The organism is Commensalibacter sp. W6292M3 (assembly GCF_016101315.1).
In the GTDB taxonomy this organism is placed as follows: Bacteria; Pseudomonadota; Alphaproteobacteria; order Acetobacterales; family Acetobacteraceae; genus Commensalibacter; species Commensalibacter melissae.
Window position 1 is genome coordinate 138,647 of record NZ_JACFQT010000001.1, and the last position, 22,360, is coordinate 161,006.

At 39.6% G+C, this 22,360-nt stretch carries 21 protein-coding genes, 1 tRNA gene and 1 other RNA gene; 4 read left to right on the forward strand and 19 right to left on the reverse strand.

The genetic code is table 11. From position 1 onward, the window contains the following. Positions 1-17 precede the first annotated feature (17 nt). The 15 genes from murC to zwf all read right to left on the reverse strand — a co-directional run bounded on the left by murC (position 18) and on the right by zwf (position 17,027). Entirely contained in the window at positions 18-1,430 is a 1,413-nt protein-coding gene (gene murC, locus H3T57_RS00615) for a UDP-N-acetylmuramate--L-alanine ligase (protein ID WP_198192587.1), read from the reverse strand. 23 nt (positions 1,431-1,453) lie between these two features. After that, a complete protein-coding gene (gene murG / locus H3T57_RS00620) occupies positions 1,454-2,560 on the reverse strand; it encodes an undecaprenyldiphospho-muramoylpentapeptide beta-N-acetylglucosaminyltransferase (protein WP_198192595.1) in 1,107 nt (368 codons plus the stop codon). Next, positions 2,557-3,723 carry an FtsW/RodA/SpoVE family cell cycle protein gene (locus H3T57_RS00625; RefSeq protein ID WP_198192597.1) on the reverse strand — a complete coding sequence of 389 codons (1,167 nt, stop codon included), beginning with the start codon at positions 3,721-3,723 and terminating at the stop codon, positions 2,557-2,559. Before H3T57_RS00625 ends, murG begins: the two co-directional genes overlap by 4 nt. A 10-nt stretch (positions 3,724-3,733) precedes the next feature. Continuing rightward, positions 3,734-5,128, reverse strand: a complete 1,395-nt coding sequence (gene murD / locus H3T57_RS00630) for a UDP-N-acetylmuramoyl-L-alanine--D-glutamate ligase (RefSeq protein ID WP_198192599.1) — start codon at positions 5,126-5,128, stop codon at positions 3,734-3,736. Between the two features lies 1 nt (position 5,129). After that, the gene (mraY, locus tag H3T57_RS00635) at positions 5,130-6,221 is read right to left on the reverse strand and encodes a phospho-N-acetylmuramoyl-pentapeptide-transferase (RefSeq protein ID WP_198192601.1); all 1,092 of its coding nucleotides are present in this window, start codon (positions 6,219-6,221) and stop codon (positions 5,130-5,132) included. Next, positions 6,221-7,612 (reverse strand): UDP-N-acetylmuramoyl-tripeptide--D-alanyl-D-alanine ligase, encoded by a 1,392-nt coding sequence (gene murF, locus H3T57_RS00640; protein WP_198192603.1) that lies wholly within the window; start codon positions 7,610-7,612, stop codon positions 6,221-6,223. The genes mraY and murF overlap by 1 nt, the downstream gene beginning before the upstream one ends. After that, a complete protein-coding gene (locus tag H3T57_RS00645) occupies positions 7,609-9,075 on the reverse strand; it encodes a UDP-N-acetylmuramoyl-L-alanyl-D-glutamate--2,6-diaminopimelate ligase (protein WP_198192606.1) in 1,467 nt (488 codons plus the stop codon). The genes murF and H3T57_RS00645 overlap by 4 nt, the downstream gene beginning before the upstream one ends. 16 nt (positions 9,076-9,091) lie before the next feature. Then, entirely contained in the window at positions 9,092-11,047 is a 1,956-nt protein-coding gene (locus H3T57_RS00650) for a penicillin-binding protein 2 (RefSeq protein WP_198192607.1), read from the reverse strand. Between the two features lie 20 nt (positions 11,048-11,067). Then, positions 11,068-12,036 (reverse strand): hypothetical protein, encoded by a 969-nt coding sequence (locus tag H3T57_RS00655; protein ID WP_198192609.1) that lies wholly within the window; start codon positions 12,034-12,036, stop codon positions 11,068-11,070. Further along, positions 12,036-13,013, reverse strand: coding sequence for a 16S rRNA (cytosine(1402)-N(4))-methyltransferase RsmH (gene rsmH / locus H3T57_RS00660; RefSeq protein WP_198192617.1), 978 nt, complete (start codon positions 13,011-13,013; stop codon positions 12,036-12,038). The genes H3T57_RS00655 and rsmH overlap by 1 nt, the downstream gene beginning before the upstream one ends. Before the next feature lie 2 nt (positions 13,014-13,015). Further along, complete coding sequence (mraZ, locus tag H3T57_RS00665) at positions 13,016-13,498, reverse strand: division/cell wall cluster transcriptional repressor MraZ (protein ID WP_122123948.1); 483 nt, start codon at positions 13,496-13,498, stop codon at positions 13,016-13,018. Between the two features lie 217 nt (positions 13,499-13,715). Beyond that, positions 13,716-14,108: RNase P RNA component class A (rnpB, locus tag H3T57_RS00670), an RNA gene on the reverse strand. A gap of 71 nt (positions 14,109-14,179) precedes the next feature. Further along, positions 14,180-14,791 (reverse strand): ubiquinol-cytochrome c reductase iron-sulfur subunit, encoded by a 612-nt coding sequence (gene petA / locus H3T57_RS00675; RefSeq protein ID WP_110438458.1) that lies wholly within the window; start codon positions 14,789-14,791, stop codon positions 14,180-14,182. A 24-nt stretch (positions 14,792-14,815) separates the two neighbouring features. Next, the gene (locus H3T57_RS00680; protein WP_155580774.1) at positions 14,816-15,253 is read right to left on the reverse strand and encodes a hypothetical protein; all 438 of its coding nucleotides are present in this window, start codon (positions 15,251-15,253) and stop codon (positions 14,816-14,818) included. A gap of 298 nt (positions 15,254-15,551) precedes the next feature. Continuing rightward, entirely contained in the window at positions 15,552-17,027 is a 1,476-nt protein-coding gene (gene zwf / locus H3T57_RS00685) for a glucose-6-phosphate dehydrogenase (protein WP_198192620.1), read from the reverse strand. Positions 17,028-17,284: 257 nt separating this feature from the next. Between zwf and H3T57_RS00690 the strand changes: the two genes are divergently transcribed. Both H3T57_RS00690 and H3T57_RS00695 read left to right on the forward strand, forming a co-directional pair. Continuing rightward, positions 17,285-17,545, forward strand: coding sequence for a DUF2312 domain-containing protein (locus tag H3T57_RS00690; protein ID WP_110438455.1), 261 nt, complete (start codon positions 17,285-17,287; stop codon positions 17,543-17,545). Positions 17,546-17,582: 37 nt separating this feature from the next. Continuing rightward, positions 17,583-18,173: a hypothetical protein gene (locus H3T57_RS00695; RefSeq protein ID WP_155580772.1), complete on the forward strand. Its 591-nt coding sequence runs from the start codon at positions 17,583-17,585 to the stop codon at positions 18,171-18,173. Here H3T57_RS00695 and proB read toward each other — a convergent pair. The 4 genes from proB to rplU form a co-directional block, all read right to left on the reverse strand. Beyond that, positions 18,148-19,296 carry a glutamate 5-kinase gene (gene proB / locus H3T57_RS00700; protein WP_122123944.1) on the reverse strand — a complete coding sequence of 383 codons (1,149 nt, stop codon included), beginning with the start codon at positions 19,294-19,296 and terminating at the stop codon, positions 18,148-18,150. The genes H3T57_RS00695 and proB overlap by 26 nt on opposite strands. Then, a complete protein-coding gene (gene obgE / locus H3T57_RS00705) occupies positions 19,296-20,330 on the reverse strand; it encodes a GTPase ObgE (RefSeq protein ID WP_198192622.1) in 1,035 nt (344 codons plus the stop codon). Before obgE ends, proB begins: the two co-directional genes overlap by 1 nt. A 93-nt stretch (positions 20,331-20,423) precedes the next feature. Beyond that, positions 20,424-20,693: a 50S ribosomal protein L27 gene (gene rpmA, locus H3T57_RS00710; protein ID WP_110438451.1), complete on the reverse strand. Its 270-nt coding sequence runs from the start codon at positions 20,691-20,693 to the stop codon at positions 20,424-20,426. 48 nt (positions 20,694-20,741) lie between these two features. After that, the gene (gene rplU / locus H3T57_RS00715; RefSeq protein WP_155568398.1) at positions 20,742-21,056 is read right to left on the reverse strand and encodes a 50S ribosomal protein L21; all 315 of its coding nucleotides are present in this window, start codon (positions 21,054-21,056) and stop codon (positions 20,742-20,744) included. A gap of 272 nt (positions 21,057-21,328) precedes the next feature. Between rplU and H3T57_RS00720 the strand changes: the two genes are divergently transcribed. Further along, positions 21,329-21,419, forward strand: a tRNA-Ser gene (locus tag H3T57_RS00720). 444 nt (positions 21,420-21,863) lie between these two features. Next, positions 21,864-22,310: a MucR family transcriptional regulator gene (locus H3T57_RS00725; RefSeq protein WP_155565820.1), complete on the forward strand. Its 447-nt coding sequence runs from the start codon at positions 21,864-21,866 to the stop codon at positions 22,308-22,310. The last annotated feature ends 50 nt before the right edge of the window (positions 22,311-22,360 follow it).

The following is a 22,360-nucleotide window of genomic DNA, read 5'->3' on the forward strand; positions in this document are numbered from 1 at the left end:
TAATTTTATCCTTTATTTCATTTTTTTTGTAAGGCTTTTAATTGTTCGGGCAAAGCATGGGCCCAATTTGTAATGGAACCTGCTCCCAAACAGATAACGAAGTCTCCAGGTTCGGCAATTGCATTAATCATTTCTGCCAATTGATCCTGTTGGGGCAATGCAACGACAGATTGATGTCCATGCGCTCGCAATCCTTCAACAAGCGCTTCTTTATTGATACCTGGAATAGGAGTTTCTCCTGCTGGATAGACATCAGAAACAATGACAGTGCTGGCATCATTCATGCAGGAGCAGAATTCGGGAAATAAATTTTGTAATCTTGAATAACGGTGTGGTTGAATGACTGCAATGACATTATGAGTGGTTGCCTGTCTGGCAGCTTTCAAAACCGCTGCAATTTCGACGGGATGATGTCCGTAATCGTCAATAATGGTAATTTTGTTTACTTCCCCGACACGAGTAAAACGACGTTGCACTCCCTTGAAACCGGCAAAGGCAGAACGAATGTTGTCTTCACTGATATCCATTTCCAAGGCTACGGCAATAGCGGCAAGGGCATTTTGTACATTATGCTGCCCGAGCATTGGAATACGGAATGGACCCAGATGTCGATTGATCTGTTTTTGCCGATCTGTAAAGACAACGTTAAATGTTGTTCCTAACTTATCCATAATAACCTTTTCCGCCCGCACATCAGCTTGTGGGGAAAAACCATAAGTAATGAGACGACGGTCTGAAAGTCGGGGTAACATTTTTTGGACGCTGGGATGATCAATACATAAGACAGCAAAACCGTAAAAGGGGATATGGGAAACAAATTGCTGATAGGCATCTTCCATGGCCTCGACTGTTCCCCAATGATCCATATGTTCTGGATCCATGTTGGTAACAACTGCTATAACAACGGGGAGGCGAAGAAAGGAGCCATCACTTTCATCTGCCTCAACAACCATCCAGTCTCCAGATCCCATTCTTGTATTGGTACCGTATGCTTCAATTATTCCGCCATTGATAACTGTTGGATCAAGTTTGGCATATTCGAGCAATGTTGCGATAAGGCTTGTAGTTGTTGTTTTTCCATGAGTTCCGCCCACAGCAATTGACCAGCGTAACCGCATAAGTTCCGCAAGCATTTCCGCTCTTTGTACAACAGGTATAAAATGAGCCCTGGCTTCTATAACCTCTGGATTGTCTTTATTAATGGCAGAAGAGACAACGACAACTTGAGCTTTTCCAAGGTTTTCCGCCCTATGACCAATTTTGATCGGAATGCCTAATTTACGCAGTCTTTCCACATTAGCGTTTTCCGCAATATCAGAACCCTGAATATGATAGCCTAGATAATGTAGAGTTTCAGCAATACCGGACATGCCAATACCACCAATACCGACAAAATGAATGATACCAATTGAAAGAGGAAGGGATCTCATGAAAATGCTCTTGTTAAATGAAGTTAGGATGATAGATCTGCAACAGATCGCTCTATTAAATCAGCCAGATTTTTTGCCGCATTGGGATAGGCAGTTTTATGGGATAAGGCAGCTTTTTGCAATTTTTCTGGATGGCTGAACAAATCATTAATTAATTGCGTTAGGTTTGCAACAGTAAAATCAGGTTGATTAATCAACCATGCCGCTCCTTCTTTCTCAAGAATTTGGGCATTATAATACTGTTCCTTGTTGGCGGCATGGGGATAGGGAACTAAAATAGCCGGACGGTTAGTCAGGGCAAGTTCTGCCGTGGATGATCCTCCTGATCGGCCAATTACCAGGTGGGTTTTTTGCAAAAGATCTCCAATGTTCGTTAAAAAAGGTGATAGCTCTGCTTTTATTTCGTTTTTCTGATAATATCGGGTTATTGTTTCAATATCTTCTTGACGTACCTGTTGCGTGATGCGCAGTTTTTTACGTAAGGATAGAGAAAGATTTCCCAAAGCGTAAGGAACAATTTCACCAAAAATTCTTGCTCCTAAAGATCCTCCCCAGATTAATAGATGAATTGTTTCTTGAGGAGGTTCATAAACGGATGGATAAAGGGAGGTGATATCAGGTCGCACGGGAAGACCGGTCACTACTATTTTATCAGAATTGGAAAGCCCTTTCGTGACAGGAAAAGATGTCGCTATTTTGGTGGCGAAAGGTGCAAGAAAGGCATTGGCCTTGCCAATAATTGCGTTACCTTCATGAAGAATGATGATGGGTCTATTTTTTTTGGACAATAATCGTGTGGCAAAAAGAGGCGGAATGGAAGGATATCCACCAAACCCGACAATTGCAGAAACGTGATTCTGAACCAGGATCTTTCTTGCCTCGATAATCCCCTTCATCAAGGAAAAGGTATTACCTATTTTTTTCATTATTGTTTTTTTGTTGATGCCAGCACTATCAATAACGAATTGACGAATGTCACGCCATGAAGCCAATTCTCGATCTTCAATCCTTTTATCCGTCATAAAAAACACAGGATAATCTCGTCTGGTGAGCTGTAGGGCAAGGGATTTGGCTGGGAAGAAATGACCACCTGTTCCCCCTGCGGCAATGGCTATAGCAGGTTTGTTCATTGAACTAAATTTCTCTTACTGAATGGCTGGAAACAATTTTTTGAAAATTTGGGGGGCTCTATCCTGTGTCTTGTCAAAGCAAGCACCATACCAATGGCCAATGCAACAGACATGGCGGATGAACCACCGTATGAGATGAAAGGTAAGGTCATGCCTTTTGTTGGAATAAGGTGAAGGGTAGAGGCCATGTTGATAAAAGCTTGTAATCCAAAACCGGTAATGATGCCTGTTGTTGCCAAAATGATGAAAGGATTGTCTTCCTTGATCATTTTTAACAAAGAACGTACAACAATGAAACAGAATATTAAAATAATAATCATGCAAACAATCATTCCGTATTCTTCACCCGCAACAGCAAACACAAAATCAGCATGTGCATCGGGCAAGAGATCTTTCACGCGTCCTTCACCCGGTCCACGTCCCATCATTCCACCATTTCCAAACGCACGCAGAGCGGTGTCAATCTGATAATGATCACCAACATTGGGATGAAGAAAGCGTTCAACACGAGAACGTACATGTGGAAAAACGGTATAGGCACCGATAAAAGCGGCAATCATGGCCCCAAAAGCAGAAAATACCCAAAACAGGTTGAGACCATTTACGAAAAGCTGGGTTAGCAAAACAGCGGTAATTACGACAAGCATGCCGATATCGGGTTGAGATTTTAAAAGGAAAAGGATAACACCATAAAAAATAAAAGTTATGAGAAGATTAGGAATATAAAATCGTTTGTTCCATCGAGTTAAAAACCAAGCCGTTAAAACCGCAAAGCAGGGTTTTAAAAATTCAGAAGGCTGGACAGACATCATTGGTAAGGCAATCCATCTACGGGCCCCCTTGATTTCCATACCATGAACAAGGGTATAGGCGGTTGCCAGTATGGCAATAAAACTTCCAATAATTCCAAGTCTTTTTATCCCTTCCACAGACAGCATTGAGGTAACCATGATAATCAGGGCTGCAATACTCAGGAACATGATCTGTTTAAAGATAAACATGTCTCGTGATGCTCCAATTCTCTGTGCAACGGCAGGGCTGGCAGCCAGCATTAAAATATAGCCAAACCCGATCAACAAACCGACACTTCCCAACATCCAATGATCGATATTTCGCCACCATCGTGCCAGTAATGAATTATCGAGACGGGAAATATTGGACATGATAAATTTCCTAATCGTTCAGGTTTTGACGGAATGATGTTTCTAGTTGCTTGACAAGTTGAATAAACACATTCCCTCTTTCCTCAAAGCTATCAAACTGGTCAAAGCTGGCACAGGCAGGAGAGAGCATTACAGTATGAATATGATGTTGTTTGGCAAATGCAAAAGCGAGAGGGACTGCTTGATCAAGTGTGTGAACAATCTGGTAATGGACGTGATATCTATCCAGGGTTTTGGCTAGCAGTGGTGCATCTTTACCAATCAATAAAGCGAATTTTATTTTAGAAAAATAGGGGGCAAGATCGTCTATTCCTTTAACCTTGGCCAATCCACCAGCAATCCATACGATTTTATTATAGCAGGTAAGTGCCTTCGAGGTTGCATCTGCATTGGTGGCTTTACTATCATTGATAAAAGTCACTGAATCAATGGTTGCGACAGGTCGCTGTCGATGGGCAAGTCCGTTAAAAGAATTAAGACTTTCCGCTATCTGTTGCCGTGCAACGCCCAAAGCGAGGGCCATTGCCGTTGCAGCCGCAGCATTCTGTGCATTGTGTTGCCCTGGAAGAAGCCTTGCTTGATTTAAATCAGCAATAATGCCTTTCTTGTCTTGCAGAAGATGCTGATCAATCCAAAAATCGGCATTGATATCTTTTTTCCCAGATATTTTTTTAACGGGAATATCATTTTGGACAAGCCGTTTCGCAATAGATTTACAGTAATCATCCTCAATTCCAATAACTGCCATATCCTGTTGATTTTGATGATCAAAAATATGATATTTGGCTTGAACATATCCTTTCATGTCTCCATGCCGTTCAATATGATCTGGCGTAATATTTAACAAGCATGCGATATCTGCTTTGAAACTGGATAAGCGCTCAAGCATATAGGAGGACATTTCAAGAATGTAAACACCATCGTCCTCCAAATATGGAAGGGATAGGGATGCCGGTCCCAGATTACCTCCTGCTACAGATGGTATTTTAGCTTCTGTTAGAATATGGTTTAGTAAAACTGTGGTCGTTGATTTACCATTTGTTCCAGTTATAGCCACGAAACGTGCTCGGGACCCCGATTTTTTGATAGCTTGATATAAAATCTCTGCATCTGAAAGAATTGGAATTGCATTCATCCGGGCAAGTTCTGCAACAGGGTGGGGTTTTGGTAAAAAATGCGGAATACCAGGAGATAAAATTAAGGCATTGAAATTTTCCAGGTTTTTAAAAGGTGCAAGATGGGGCTTTAACTTTTCAGGGATTTGCTGACGAGCTTTGGGTTGATCATCCCAGACCTGTATTGTTGCTCCCATTTGCAAGAGACGTTGGGAAGCGGCAATGCCATTTTTACCTAACCCTAAAATGGCGTAATGATTATTTTTGAATAAATCTTTTGGGAAATCCATTTTAACGCAGTTTCAATGTTGCTAAACCAATAATGCCTAAAATAATGGAAATAATCCAGAAACGAATGACAATTTTTGATTCGGCCCATCCTTTTTTTTCAAAATGGTGATGTAAAGGTGCCATGAGAAAGATTCTTGTTTTAGTTTTTTTATACCATGCGACTTGAATAATGACGGATAGCGTTTCAATTACAAATAAACCGCCGACGATACACAAGACCAGTTCATGTTTGACGGCAACGGCAACAGATCCAATGGCGCCACCCAATGAAAGAGAGCCTGTGTCCCCCATAAAAACAGAAGCCGGAGGGGCGTTAAACCATAAAAATCCTAGTCCTGCCCCTATGACAGCAGCACAGAATATGGCCAACTCCCCAGTTTTAGGAATAAAATGCAATTGTAGATAATCGGCAAAAACACTATTTCCGACAATATAGGCAATCAGCGCAAAAACAAAAAAGGAGATAACAACTGGAACAATGGCAAGCCCGTCAAGTCCATCCGTGAAATTAACCGCATTACCAAAACCACTTATGACAATCATCCCAAAAAGAGGGAAAAAATAGCCTAATGGAATAAGGACATTTTTAAGAAAAGGAAGCGCTAGATCATTGGCCATTCCTGAAGGGGTCAGTTGTTGTAAAAAATAAGTTGCAACCAGTGAGATTAAAAATTCCCCGCCCAAACGTGTGCTTTTACTTAATCCATCACTGTTATGTTTTGCCAGTTTTTTATAATCATCAAAAAAACCTATCAGGCCAAATCCAAAGGTGACGAATAGTACGATCCAGATAAATCCGTTGGTCAGGTCAGCCCATAAAAGCGTTGAAATTAATAAAGTGGATAAAATTAAAATTCCTCCCATAGTAGGAGTTCCTGCTTTTTCTTTCAAATGCCGTTCCGGGCCAAGGGCACGAATGGGCTGACCTTCACGCTGAATCTGGTGAAGTTTGGCTATTATATAGGGACCCAACCAAATGCTAAGGAAAAAAGCCGTGAAACAGGCGGCAACAGCACGAAATGTTATATAACGAAAAAGATTAAGTAAAAAGGCATAGGCCAGCCCATGATGCATAATCAGATCATATAGCATTAATTTTTCCTTTGATTCATTTTTTGAGTTAACGCCCTAACAATTTTTTCCATATGCATTCCATGACTTCCTTTCACCAGAACAGTGTCTCGATCTTGCAATTGCTGATGAATGAAAGGGATTAGCTCTTCTGCATTTTTACACCATTTCCCTTGTATAGGTCGGGGAAGTTGATCAAATACAATTTTCATTGAGGAGCCGCAAGTAAAAACAAGATCAGAATTCTGTATAATACTGGGAATCAAGGAGAGATGCTCCTTTTCGCTATATTCATCCAGTTCGAATATATCCCCTAAAACTGCGATACGTCGTTTGGGACTCAATAATGTCAGGGTTTTTAATGCGGCCTGAATTGAAAGGGTTGATGCATTATAGCTTTCATCTAGAAGAATTCCTGTTTTATCTATCAAAGGTAAGATTTCTCCTCGTCCTGACCCAGCTGTAAATTGATGCAGGGCGGTAATTGCCTGTTGCAAATCGAGTTTCAAGGAGAATACTGCACCGAGTACAAGGGAGGCATCATGAATGAGATGTTGCCCGGGAGACGCAAGAGAGACGGAAAAGATTTCATTAACTGTTTTAAATTTGAAGATTGAATAATTTGCACCAAGATTTATGGACTGGATTTGAAAATCAGCCTTTTCTGATAAACCTGTTCTGTAAAGATGAACATGATATTGCATTGCTCGTTTTTCAAATAAAGTGAAATCATAAACTGTTTCAGGCAGAATAAGGATGCCGTTTTTTGACAGAGCGGTGATAATCTGGCTTTTTTCCTCGGCAATTGCATCCAGGGTTTTCATCAATCCAAGATGGGAGGATGATACCGTAGTAATAATTGCTATGTCAGGTTTAACCATGGCAGCAAGGGGCGCTATTTCGCCACTGTGGTTCATGCCAATTTCACTGATACAATAGTCGGCATCAGAGGGAAGCCTTGCCAAAGTGAGGGGAACGCCCAGATGGTTGTTATATGAACCTTCGGCAGCATGAATTTTTCCAAAAGGCTGCAAAGCGTTTTTAAGCATTTCCTTTGTTGTGGTTTTACCGACACTTCCAGTGATCGCTATGGCTTTTCCATGAAAACGCTGTCTGGCATAAATCCCCATTTTTGTAAGGGCATGTAAAGTATCCGAGACAATTAAAAAGGGTAATTGACTGTTAAATTGGGAAGGAATATGCGTGACAATGACACAAGATGCTCCATTGGCAAGAGCCTGTTGAATATAGTCGTGACCATCGCTATTTTCACCTTTAATGGCAATAAAGATATCCCCGGGTCGCAAGGTTCTGGTATCAATGGAGACACCCGTTCCATGTATGGCCTGATGAATGGATAAGGCACCTCCAGTGGCCTGGATAAGATCAGTTTCGTTCCAAAGGAATGTCATAAATATCTCATATATTTCTGTACTATTTTTACATCATCAAAAGGATGAATAATATTCCCGATAATCTGGCCTTGTTCATGCCCCTTACCAGCAATAACTAAAATATCGCCAGGTTGAAGTTTTTTAACTGTTTGTGCAATGGCCTCTTCTCTGTCAGCGATTTCAACGGCCCGTGGAAAACCTTTTTTAATTTCATTACGGATCAGTGCGGGATTTTCATGACGGGGATTATCATCCGTAATAATGACATGGTCTGCATATTTCCCTGCCTCAAGAGCCATCAGAGGGCGTTTGCCTTTGTCACGGTTTCCACCTGCCCCAAATATAATATATAACTCATGATGAACATGTGGACGCAAAGATTGTAAAAGATGGGTCAATGCATCAGGTGTATGGGCATAGTCAACATAAACAGTTGCCCCATTTGGTAAGAAGGCAGCCTGTTCCATGCGTCCTTTCACGCCTTTTAGTTTAGGAAGTAGAGGAACAAGGGATTCAAGATGTTCAGAATCTTTTGCGATAAGTGCCATAGAAAGTAGAATATTATCTATCTGATAACGGCCAAGTAAAGAAAGGGTTGTTGTAACACGGTTTCCTGAAGCTGTTTTATAGGTTATTTCCTGACCATGGGGTAAGGGTTTAACATGATTTAGACGCAAAAAATTTCCTTTGATGCCAACCAGTCTCAATTGTTGTTTTCTTTTTTTTATTATATTTAATAATGTTTCAAGAACGGATGCATTCATATCACTGTTCAATGCGGCAATGGCATTTGATGGTAATATATCTGTAAATAATCTTTGTTTTGCCTGAAAATATGCTTCAAAACTGTGATGGTAATCCAGATGGTCCCGGGTTAGATTTGTAAAAGCTGCCGCTTCTAATTCAATATTGTCAAGCCGATATTGAGCCAATCCATGTGAAGATGCTTCCATGGCAACATGTGTTACATGTTTTTTGGCAAGATTTTGCATAATTTCATGTAAAATAATAGTGTCAGGTGTGGTTAATACTGGTCCTGTATAATGATAGCCAGCATTATTGAGAACGCCCAAAGTGCCAATTGAAGCGGATTTCAGATTTTCCAGTTCCCATAACTGTCTGGCAAAATCGACGGTGCTTGTTTTACCATTTGTACCTGTAACCGCTATTTTATGATGGGGTAACTTCGGGTAAAATAAGGAAGTTATTTTTGCTATCACTTGACGGGGATTATCACAGTAAATGGGAACGCACTGGCTCGGCAAATCCATGTTTGACCCATTGGTCAAGAGAATCGTATTGGCTCCATTTTCAATGGCCTGTTGAATGAATGCTTGTCCATCAAGCTGATTTCCAGGCAAAGCCGCAAAAAGGAAATCTTTTTGCACTTTCCGGCTGTCCAGTGCAATTCCCCTTATTTCATGATTGGGGAAATAATCGGGAATATTGATATAGGATCGTAATGTATCAAGTGAAATCATGGTAAAATGAAACTGATTATTCTGAGGGGGAAGAGGATGATATATTTTTGTGTCTAGATTTTGTTTTTAATGCGGATTTTGTTTGTCGATTAAGGCGAGGATCGCCCGGATCATTTCCTGGACCGAGAGCTTTTACTCCTCTAGGAACCGCAGGACGTAGAGGAATGGATAACTCATTATCTATCCTTCCGGCGTTCTTTATATCTGGAAATAATCCAAGCATGGGTCCAATACGTGCAATGATTTTGGATACAGTTGGTGCCGCATTCCATCCGGCTGTTGTCCAGCCATGAGTAAATTTGGTTGGCTTTGGACTATCCAGCATGACATAGACAGCATATCGGGGATTGTTCATCGGAAAAACAGCAGTGAAGGCTGATACATTGACATGTTTTAAATAACCCCCACCTTTTCCCACTTTTTCACTGGTACCAGTTTTCCCTCCTACAAAATAACCTGGAACCTCTGCGTTTTTGCCTGTTCCCTGTGTAACATCTAAACGAAGTATTTTCCTTAGAATAAGGGAATTTTTATCGGAAATAACTTTTTCTCCATCAGGTATGTCAGTTCTAGATGAGGTTGGATCAATAATTACCGGAGGCATTGTCTCATCCTGTCTTGATAATAGAGTGGGCCTGATCAGGTAACCGTCATTCACTGTTGCCGCGGTTCCACGAACAATGGCTAATGGGGATTGTGCGATACCGTGACCAAAGGCGACAGTCATGATGGTGGATATTCCCCAATTTCTGGCAGAGGGCACTAAAGGACGACCTGCTTCGGGTAGTTCAATTGGAACGCGTGCTAAAAAACCCATTCTTTGTAACCAGGCACGCTGTTTTTCTCCCCCAACATCAAGGGCGATGTGTGCAGATGCAGGGTTTGAGGAATATGCTAATACTTCAGGTAAGGAAAGATAGGGAGCAAAATGATCTGTTTTCAAGTCGTGAATGGTAAAGCGACCCACCCTGACTGGTGCTGTTGCAAAACGGTCCCAAATGTGTATACCGCCAACCTCCAAAGCCATAGCTGCGTTTTGAAGCTTAAAGGTTGATCCAGGTTCGTACATCCCGTTTGTGGCGCGATTGAATCTTTGATTTGGGGGGGCTTTATTGAAAAAATTTGCATCATAATCGGGTAAACTCACCATTGCCAGAATTTCCCCGGTATGAACATCCATGATAATACCGCATGCAGCTTCTGCCTGAAAAGTTTGCATCGCTGCCTCCACTTCTTCCTGTACCGCGGTTTGAACATGGGTATCAATGGATAATCTTAAAGAGGAATGATCATTCATCAAGCGCTGGTCAAGATATTTCTCAATACCTGCAATACCGTGATCATCAATATCCACGCTGCCGAGAATATGGGCCGCCAATCGTCCTAGTGGATAATGTCTGCGTTCGCCACTTTCAAAATAAATTCCTGGAATGCCAAGGTTATTGATATTAATCTCCTGTTTTGGAGAAATATCGCGAGCTATATAAACAAACTGTTTTTTAGACGAGAGTCTTTGAGTGGTTTTTTCAAGATTAAGATTGGGAAGAATGGATTTCAGTTTTTGAGCAACATTGTCAGGGTCAATAATTTCGACAGGATTTGCATATAACTGTGCCACGGGGAGAGAAATGGCCAAAATCTGTCCATTTCTGTCAATAATAGAGGCTCTGTGGATTTGAGGTAACGAAAAATCTCCAGCAATGGTTCCTTTTGGATCGCTAATTGGAATTGGGGGAACCTGGGGAGCGATTTGCTGTTTTTGAGGGGGCAAAGGTGCTATGATAGTTGCGAAAATTAATTTTAGCATAACCGCGCCATAAATGACGCAGAAGCCGCATGCTGTGATAAATAAGCGAAGTCTGGTTTTATCTATTTGATAGGTATTAATTTTTTTTTTTTGATTTTTTTTTCTTTTTTCAAAAGATTGTCTATAAGGTTGACCCTTTTGTGAACCTTTTCCATAATTTATCATTTATTTTAACTTTATAGAATTCATTGAGAAAAAGGAACAGGTGCGGGTAGGGAATCATCAGCGTCGTCCCCAAAGGCTGATTCAGAATGATAATGCTGTTTTTGTTTGCTGTTTTGGGCGATTTTTACTGGCATTGCATGTTTTGGTTTTGCATTGGTCGATACGACGGTGTGTATTTCTTTTTTACCGATGGTGTCATTGTTATTCTTTTCTTTTACAATTGACATCGGCTCGGAACTGTCAGCAATTGAAAATGCAGGTCGAACTGCAGGTTTATGGGCGGATTTTTTGATTAAGGCTGTTGTTTTGATATTTTTTTTATCAATTCGTGGGATATCAGGGAAATCATTTGTTGCTAGATTTTCGTCATCATCCCTAACATTTTGAACAGGTTTGCTTCTGATAGGAGATTTTTTAATGTTTTTGTTTGAAATATCATCAGAGGAATCAATTGTATTATTCGTTTTTTTAGCAGTGTAGATTTCGGGTTTTCTGGAAGGGGAATTGAAGGATGAAGATTGGTTTTCTTCATCCGAAGTGCTCGGTTTTGTTGGGGAGTCATGATGTTGTCTGGTCGTATTACTTGAAACAATAGCAGGTTCGGGCTTGTCATCAGGGTTGTTCAAGGTTTGTCCATGATTATTAGCGACCGCAAGGAGCAGCTGTTTGCGTGTTTTATCCTCGATCTGTTCCTTTTGAATGGGAGGAAGCACATTGAGCAAGGATGACATTTGTACAAATTGAGTGGGAGCCAAAGGGTGCAATTTTGGCAGAAAGTTGTTGGCCAGAGTTTTTAAACGGTCAGGCTGATTAAGTAAAGTCCATTCTGTCCGTAACATTGCCGTCCGGGCTTTTAGCCGTTCCGTATCATGCACAATTTTGGCGATTTGATGATCCAGTACGGTGGTTTTATGTTTTTGAGTGTACAGGATCATTCCAGATAGGCCGGCAAGTACTGAGCAAAATAACGTTAATGGACGGATTATCATCAGGATATACTCCTTGTTTTCTCCCCTGCAAGACGTTTAATGGCTCGTAATTTCGCACTTCGTGAACGGGGATTTAAAAGGGCTTCATATTTTGAAGGGCGAAGAGGCTTATGGGTTAGGGCTTCAAACTTAATCAGTTCGGATTTTTGATGTAGGGATTGAGGATGATGTCTTGAAGGACTTGCAATATTGCCAGTTGCCTGATTCATGATTTCTTTGACAATACGGTCTTCCAGGGAATGAAATGAGACAACAATCAGTTTTCCATCTGGTTTAAGAAGGGAAAGTGCACTTGTTAAGACTTGCCTGATTTGTGTCAATTCATCATTGACGGCAATTCTTAGCGCCTGAAAAGATCGAGTTGCGGGATTAATCTCATTTTTTTTGGACGGAACAATCCTTTTAATCAGGTTTGCCAGTTGTTGTGTTGTTTCAAAAGGTTTTTCAAGTCTATCCTGAATGATGGCTCGAGCGATACGACGTGAGAAACGTTCCTCACCATAATACCATAGAATATCTGCTAATTCGGTTTCGGACAACTGGTTAACGAGATCAGCCGCAGTTTTTCCAGATTTACTCATTCTCATATCCAGCGGTCCATCAAACCGGAATGAAAAACCTCTTTCTGCCTCGTCCAACTGAAAAGAGGAAACTCCCAGATCAAGAACAATACCATCCAGAGATTGGATGTTATTTTCATGAGCAAGCGTTTCAAGTTGAGCAAAATCCCCCTGTAAAAGACGAAGCGTGGGATAGTCGTCAACAATTTTTTGTCCTCGCCTGATGGCATCGGGATCACGATCAATTCCCCATACATTGCAATTGGCTGCGGAAAGAATGGCCTTGCTGTACCCACCTCCACCAAAGGTTGCGTCAATATAAACCGCTTCGGATTTTGGTTGTAAAAGGTTAATTACTTCGTTAAGCATGACGGGGAAATGACCATTGATATCAATTGCTGAATAATTGTCGGCCATGATTATTGGTCCGCTTGCTCAGTTTTAGCCTTGGCGGCGTGTGGCAGAATGACCATTTTTGTTCGTTTAAGCACGGATTCATAATGTTTTTGTGCGGCTACAGGTTCCCAAATTTGGAAAATTGTCCCAAGTCCCATAAAAGTGACCTTATTGGTCAGGTTGGCATGTTGTTTTAGAATGTCAGGAAGGATAATCCTTCCCTCACGATCAACTTCAATAGGCCAGGCCTGGGCGTAAATAAGGGTTGCGAGGTCATTATGTTCTGTTGAAAGAATGTTGACATCATCCAATACGGCGGTCAGTTTGTTGAAAATGGCAAATGGCCATCCTTCGATACAGGGTAAAGTATGAGAGGGGCGAAGAATAAAGGAAAGTTCTTCCTTGGTGGTTTTTTCTTTGCGTAAATTTAAGCGGAAATTTGCTGGAATAGATACTCTTCCTTTGGCATCCAGTCGATTTTGATGTGATCCAAGGAACAAATTCATTACAGGCTATCCCAGATTTAATTTGAATTGATATTGATCTTTGCTTTTGTTTTACATTATAGCCTTTGGGATATCATGGGTAAATATGGGAGGTCAAATAATTACGTTGGAAATCACTTTTATTTCATGAAATCATGATTGAGATGTATATGGAGTATCGTTAAAATGTCGTAAATGTTATAGTTTTGCATCTTGATGGAAATTTATGGATAAAATTAAAATCAGATAGCGTGTAAGCCGGGTTCTGTTTTTATGAAACATAAATGATGATCATTCATCTTGAATACGATTCGCACCGTATTTCATGCAACCAACCCAGGTAACAGGGCGGAAAAACCCTGATTTAACTGTAAATCTGTTACCTCTATTAGGTTTTGCTCCCGGTGGGGTTTACCATGCCATTCCTGTTGCCAGTCATGCGGTGTGCTTTTACCACGCCTTTTCACCCTTACTTGCATTTATAAATAAATTGGCAAGCGGTTTGTTTTCTGCGGCACTTTCCCTAAGGTCGCCCTCGCCAGTCGTTAACTGGCACCGTTTTTCCGTGGAGCCCGGACTTTCCTCTATTTACGATGCAGATCATGTAAATAGCGATCATCTGGCTATCTGATGGTGTTAAGATGTCGCTATTTCGTGCAAAAAGCAAGATGATTTTATAAAATATCCAACAGGTGAATGATTTTAAAGCTGCATTATGGATGTGAAACTAAAATTTTCCCCTTCTGGGTTTTCACCAATACGAAGAATTCCGGGTTTTAAAATTTTATAGGGGGGAACGGGAAGGTTATAAGGTGCTGGAACATTGTTATATACTCTTCCCGCCAAATCAAATTTAGATCCATGACACGCACAATTATAATATCCGCCAAGTGAATTTCCCAAATTAAGGCTTGGAATACATCCGAGATGCGTGCATACACCAATCAAAACCGCAATTTCTGGCTGAATTGATCGGTGCCAGTTTCTTGTATAGGGAGGTTGTTGCAACTCTTTACTGCTTGGATCACGTAAACGGATCAAAAGTTCTTTGTCTTGTAAAAGTGCAAGTGTTTTGGCTGGACGATGAAGAATAAATACAGCATGTCCCTGCCACATAACGGTAATTTGCTGACCCTCTTTAAGCGAGGAAATATCAACATCCGTGTAATTATGAGTGATGGTGGTATTTTGAGTGTTTAAACTGTTTATAAAAGGCCATGTGCAAACCACACCTCCTACCGTTACTGAACTTGCGGTAAGCAGGGTTAGGAAACTACGACGTGGTACAGTAGGGGGAGAGGAAGATTGATTCATTATGAAAGTTGAAATAATGATTATTTAATGAAGCGGATAAAAATGATTGGGTGTATTTTTATCAATTTGTATACTACCATTTTGCCTATTAACACGAAAGGTGAAAATTGTCGGAAAATTCTTTCTTGTATTCAGACATTCCTGATTGTGTTTTTCATGAATTTCAACATTTAAAATTGTTGATCCATCATCATTGTTGATCACGGGAATTAAGCATCTAAGAGGGATTTCTGTTAGATTTTTATCTGTGATGGTCTGTTTTAGATATTTTATTACAGATTGATTATTAGACCAGTCGATTTTCTGTCTTACAAACTGATCGGTCAATTGATTTAACCAACCCATTTCTTGGCAAAAAATAATACCGCCAGATAAGAGTAGCGCAACAATCACGCGTTGTATTATCCTTTTCTTTAAAGAGTTTCTTGATGGAGAAAATGCAGGTCTATCGGATTTTGTCATCAGTTTTTCAGATTGATTAAATAATGGAATTATATAATTAAGTTAAAAAATGGAATTGGATAATCAATATTGAGACTTTATTTAATTCAAAATGAAGTCGTTGCAAAGATCATCAAATTAGAATGGAAAAGATAAAAACAAAAGCTATGAATTCATTCTATAAATAATTTTTAGGTAGTTATTAATAAGTAAAAATTCATTAACATCTATCCATCTTATGGATTAAATTTTTTATCTTTAAATGCAGTTTTTTAACCACCATGACTTGAATTGATAAAATCATGGTGATCAACAATCACTATTCTGTCATATTTTCGTGCCAAACATGATTTGCCCGATCTAATAGGTTAAGAGCTTCTTGTGGTCCCCAGCTACCAGCCTTATAATATGTCAGTGGGGTTAGATTTTTTGCCCAACCATCAAGAATGGGTTCTATCCAGCGCCATGAAGCTTCGACTTCATCACGACGGATGAAAAGAATGGGATCCCCTTTGACGACATCCATCAAAAGCCCTTCATAGGAATCGGGGTAGCGGATATGAAAGGCTGTAGGAAATTCAATATTGATTGAGGTGCTGCGTAAATTCGTATAGGTTTTTTGTGGATCCTTGATTTGCAGGGATAATGAAACACCCTCGTCTGGTTGAATACGAATCACAAGACGGTTCGCTTTTGGTGGCGTGGCAAAAAGATTCCAGGCGGAGGGTTTGAACTGAATAATGATTTCACTGACTTTTTTTGCAAGCCTCTTTCCTGTTCTCAGGTAAAATGGTACACCTCCCCAACGGGCGGTATTGATTTCGGCTTTTAAAGTAATGAAAGTTTCTGTATTGCTTTGATCCTTACCAAGATCCTCAAGATATCCGGGTATTTTTTCATTTTTGTAAACGCATGATGTATATTGGCCGCGAACAGTATTATTCTTGATATCCTGTTCCGTCATGGGTTTTAAAGAACGAAGGACTTTTAACTTTTCATTTCTCAGGTCATCGGCATTTAATGAAATGGGAGGATCCATGGCCACCATACATAAAACCTGTAAAAGATGGTTCTGAACCATATCCCTTAATGCGCCAGCTCCATCATAATATCCACCCCGTTTACCCACTCCTACGGTTTCAGCAGCGGTGATCTGGACGTAGTCAATGGCATCCGAATTCCAAAGCCGTTCAAAAACTGGATTGGCGAAACGAAGGGCAATAACATTCTGAACAGTTTCCTTGCCAAGATAATGATCAATACGGTAGATATTATTTTCAGGGAAATGCTTGCCAACACGCTGGTTGATCTCTTCGGCAGTTTTTAACGAGGTTCCAATGGGTTTTTCAAGGATTATACGGGTTGTCGGAGTAATTAGTTTTTTCAATGCAAGATTGTCACAAATATCACCATACAATCTTGGTGCAGTCGCGAAATAAAAAATGCGAATATCATTAGCCTTGTTATGTTCGAATTTCGCTTGCAGTTCTGGCCAGTTGCTATCAGCTTCTGCACCATTTAAGCTGACGTAGGAAATAAGATTTAAAAAATTTCTAATATTTTCTGGATCTTGATAGGATTCTTGAACAAATTCAACCAATCCGTCATGAATGCGTTTTTTAAAATCGTCGTCTGTCAAAGGTGATCTTGCTGTACCGATAATACGAGTTTGGGGTGGAATTTGTTTGTCCAGATAACGATAATACAATGCGGGTAATAATTTCCTTGCAGTTAGGTCGCCTGTTGCCCCAAAAATGATAATATCAAAAGGCGCATAGGCTTGTGTCTGTTCCATAAATTTGGTCTCTCTACATTCTATAAAGTTTAATTTTTGAATATTATTTTGAATCGTATATATTTTGTGAATCTACTCTGTAATATTTTTTTGATAGTAACATGGTTTTCAAAACAGGAAAAAATATTCTTTAAATTTTCAAAGGATTAAAATTTTCATATTCTGAGGCTATTGGCGATTGACCTGGCATGCAGGGTTACGTAATGAATAGAAACAGCTTTAAATATATTTTAAAAAAATCAAAATAGGAAAAGTGGATGAATGAATTTGATAATAAACCCGAAGTCGGAGGGATCGCCGTTGATCGTCTTCGGACAATTGTTGAACGTATCGAGCGTTTGGAAGAGGAGCGAAAAGGGTTGGCAAATGATATCAAAGATATTTATGCAGAGGCAAAATCTGCGGGATTTGATGTCCCCGTAATCAGAAGGATAATTCGGGCACGTAAACAGGAGCCTGCTGAAGTGGAAGAACAGGAAACCCTTTTTGATGTTTATCGTCGTGCATTGGGTATGTAGTAGAATATAGATTTAATAAAATTGTTGAAATAATATCATGAATTTAACTTTTCCAGAGTGGATCCCTTCTTGGGCGCAGTTTGTTATCCTAATATTGACTGTTACTTTTGGAATTTGTTTTTTGTTTATGCCTTTTGCTGTTTTTGGGCTAAAAGGACGTTTAAATTATTTAAGTCAACAAATGGAGGATATTCAGGCCCAATTACGTATCTTGTTAAAGCGCACGGCTGATTTGCGGCCTCGTTCGGAAACTAAAATACAAGTGGTTGCCAATCATCGAGATGATACAGAAAAAGCAGGTAAAATAGAAAATTCAGAAAAAAAATTGTATGAGCCTGAAAATTATGTTTATCCCTTACCTGCCTTGAAAAAGCGTTTTGCAGCTTCTGATATTTCAAATCAGAATTCATGTGATGTATCGTGGTCATCCCTGAATAAATCCGGTGAGAATATTGGTAAGGTAGAGGTTAAGAAACCGGAAAATAACTTTGATAAGCAGGCTCAGAAAATTTATGTAGAAAATGGGGAGGGGGGATTATATGACCCTCCCTCTTCTCATGATGAAAAAAAGGAGATTATTAATTTAAAAAAACGTAAAGAACCTATTTTACGCTGGCCGCCGCTGTAAGTGGGGGAATAATCACCATATCATCATGATGGATAACCTCATTGGGGCCGTCCCAGCCCAGTTGGGAATTAATTTTATCAGTTTGAAGACCTATAATTTGAGTGATTTCTGAAGAATCATAAGCAGAAATACCATTTCCGACAATTTTTCCATTCTTGTTGGCAATTTTAATGATATCTCCCCGTTGGAAATGGCCTTCAACTTTGATAATACCGGCAGGCAATAAAGACTTTCCGTTTTTCAATGCTTTTTCCGCGCCATTATCAATAAAAATAGTGCCTTTGGTCGAGATGCTTCCAGCAATCCAGCGTTTACGGGCAGGATAAGGTTTGCGATTGGGAAGAAACCATGAACATCTTGCTCCTTCTTGAAGGGCCTTGAGAGGATGAAGCAGTTTTCCATAAGCGATTGCCATGGCACATCCTGCAGTTGTGGCTATTTTTGCAGCTGCCAGTTTTGTTGCCATGCCACCTGATGAATATCCAGTTGGCGCCTTGCCTCCCATGGCGTAAATTTGTGGAGTAAGTTCAGGAATTGAGGCAAGATGCTTGGCTGATGGATTGGTTTTGGGATCTGCGGTATATAACCCGTCAATATCCGAGAAAAGGATTAGCCGGTCAGCTTTGACCATTTCTGCAACTCTTGCTGCCAACCGGTCATTATCTCCAAAACGAATTTCGGAAGTGGCAACGGTATCATTTTCGTTAATGATGGGAATGCAGTTTAATTTCAAAAGTGTTTCAATGGCTGAACGGGCATTGCTATATTGTAACCGCGTTTCCGTATCATCCAGAGTCAATAAAATTTGTGCAGTTGTGATTTTATGGGCAGCGAAAGCCTCATGCCAGGTCTGAGCCAGTTTGATTTGACCTATTGCGGCGGCAGCCTGTTTTTCATCGAGGCGAAGCTTATATCGATTTAATTTTAACTTGTAACGTGCCAAAGCGATCGCACCTGAAGATACAATTAAAATCTGGCAATTTTGCTGACGTAAATGGATTATATCCTCTATCAGGCTTTCTAGCCATGATTGACGAACGCAAGCATTTTTCCCGTCAATTAATAAGGCGCTGCCAATTTTTATAACAATTCTGCGGGCTTGGTTAAGATGTAGATTTTTCATTATATAGGACTGAAATGTTTTGATTTTAAAATTATATCCTGTTTATATTTTGTTATGTAGTTCTGTAAATAAAATAAAATTTCTTTCACCCCATTATGGGTAGCCCCTGAAAAAAGGAAAACCTTATGTCCACTTGCTTGTTCCAGTTCTTTTTGTTTTTGCAGAATTTCTTCAGGGGTAAGCAGATCAGTTTTATTAAGTCCAATCACTTCCCGTTTATTGGCAAGTTCCGTTTGATAGGATTCCAATTCATTGCGAATAATTTTCCAGTTGTTGACAACATCATCAGCTGTTGCATCGATAAGGTGCAATAGCATACTGCATCGTTCAACATGCCCTAGGAAACGATCACCTAATCCATTGCCTTCATGGGCTCCCTCAATGAGACCGGGTATATCTGTTAGGACAAATTCCTCAGTTGGTGACAATCTTACCATTCCCAGTTGTGGATGCAGGGTTGTAAACGGATAATCGGCAATTTTTGGCCGGGCAGCAGAGGCAACAGAAAGAAAGGTTGATTTTCCTGCGTTGGGTAAGCCTACTAATCCTACATCGGCAATAAGCTTTAATCGCAACCAGACCCAACGTTCTTCTCCAGGCCAACCTTTATCAGCATGACGGGGTGCCCGGTTTGTGCTGGATTTGAAACGTGTATTGCCAAATCCTCCATCTCCCCCCCGACAAAGAACTATCTTTTTCCCTTTTTGATTTAGGTCTGCAAGCAAGGTTTCTTTATCTTCGGCAAATATTTGTGTGCCTATGGGAACTTTAATACAGATATTTTCTGCATTTGCACCAGTTTTATTGGCTCCGGATCCATTTTGACCCTTTTTGGCACGGAAATGTTGGGTATAGCGAAAATCTATCAAAGTATTTAAATTGTCAACTGCCTCAAAAATGATATCGCCACCACGTCCGCCATCGCCCCCGTCCGGACCACCAAATTCAATATATTTCTCTCTTCTAAAGGCGACCGCACCATCGCCTCCATTTCCTGATTTAATATAGATCTTAGCTTGATCCAGAAATTTCATGTTTTAAAACCTTTAAAATAAAAGGGCCGATTCTTATTGAATCGACCCTTCGTATAATAGTCAATACTTAAAATTGTTTAAGTATATTTTGATCTATTCTGCAGCGTTGCTGATTGCATCCACAGAAACATGTACGTTACCTTTTGAACGGCTTTCAAATCGTACATTTCCATCAATAAGGGCAAAAATGGTATGATCACGACCTAAACCGACATTTTGACCTGGTTTGATTTTTGTACCGCGTTGTCTAACGATAATGTTTCCAGCAACAACATGCTGTCCACCAAATTTCTTAACGCCAAGACGACGTCCAATGGTATCGCGTCCGTTTCTGGATGAACCTCCGGCTTTTTTATGGGCCATTTTTTTCTCCTATTCTAAAAATATCAATATGGTCTGTTTAGGCTAGAACTAAGCAGCGTTGATTTCAGTGATTCGTAAAACTGTTACAGGTTGACGGTGTCCGTTTTTACGACGGCTGTTTTGACGGCGACGTTTTTTGAAAATAATGACTTTTTTAAGACGATCTTGCGCAACAACTGTTGCCTTAACGCTGGCACCTTCAACAACAGGTGTTCCGATTGTGCAGTTTCCTTCATTACCGACACTTAAAACTTCGGTGAATGTGACTGTATTACCTGCCTCGATATCCAGTTTTTCAACTTTTAGAACCATATTAGGTGTAACGCGATATTGTTTTCCACCTGTGCGGATGATTGCGAACATAATAAACCCTTTAATTTTTCAAACTCTTGTTAGAAAACCTAACTTAGTTTCTTTTTATCAATATCCCACAAAATAGGAATATATTTATTGTGAAGTCTTGTTTATATTGATTTTTAAAGTAAAAAGTCAATAAGCTATTTAAATAAATACAAATTGTTTAATAAATTTCTTTTCATAATTCCGTTAAGTTTGAATATTTTGTCTGGTTTTCTTTGAAGGAATAGATTATATATTCGTTGGTTTTATAAAAAATCATGGTTGTTTCTGTTTGTGGAGAGATGCCAGAGCGGTCGAATGGGGCGGTCTCGAAAACCGTTGTGCAATTCTGTTGTACCGTGGGTTCGAATCCCACTTTCTCCGCCATGTTTGAATAAATAAATGAATATCAAAAATGATATTTTCCTGTTATCGTGGTTAAATATTTATAATTCGTAATATTATAGATTTTATTATTATGGTTGAACCCCATTATTGATCCCTATATAGGGACCAGTAGAATTGTGAGGTGTATTATTTTTACAATTTGTTGTGCATAACAATATTGTTATCAAAGATAAAATTAAAATTCTTTTAATTCCGAAGTTACTCATTGTTTTTGCAAATAGTGTTATTCAATATATTGTACAGCAATATCATAATTATTGATCATAAGTAAGTTACTATTAACATTTGTGCATATTTTATTAATTATCTTCTTTAATTTTCAAAAAATAATGCTAAGTATTATTCGATATTAAATTATTTTAACATGAAGTATTTGATATACTTTATTTATTTTAGAATTTAAAAAATTATTTGGTGAATAAAATGGAATTAGAAGACAAGAAAATATCATTATTACAATTGACGTCCAAGATTGTGTCATCACACATATCCAATAATTCAGTGGAGGCCGAACAATTGCCTGAACTTATTCGTCAGGTATATCAAACGCTTTCCTCAATTGAAAAAAATGGTCATGAGGCAGAAAAATTACAGCCTGTTGTTCCTGTAAAACGGTCTGTATTTCCGGATTACATCATTTGTCTCGAAGATGGTAAAAAATTGAAAATGTTGAAACGGCATATTCAGAGTGCCTATGGTTTAACCCCTGAACAATACCGTGAACGTTGGAATTTGCCTCCTGATTATCCAATGGTTGCCCCCAACTATGCTGAACGTCGTTCCAGTCTGGCTCGAGAAATCGGTCTTGGTCGTAAAAATACCATCAGTGATATTCGCAGTGTAAGGAGAGGGAGAAGAGAGGCCTCTTAAGACAAAATAGAACCCTATTAAGTAATTTTTATATAATGTTTTGACTGTTT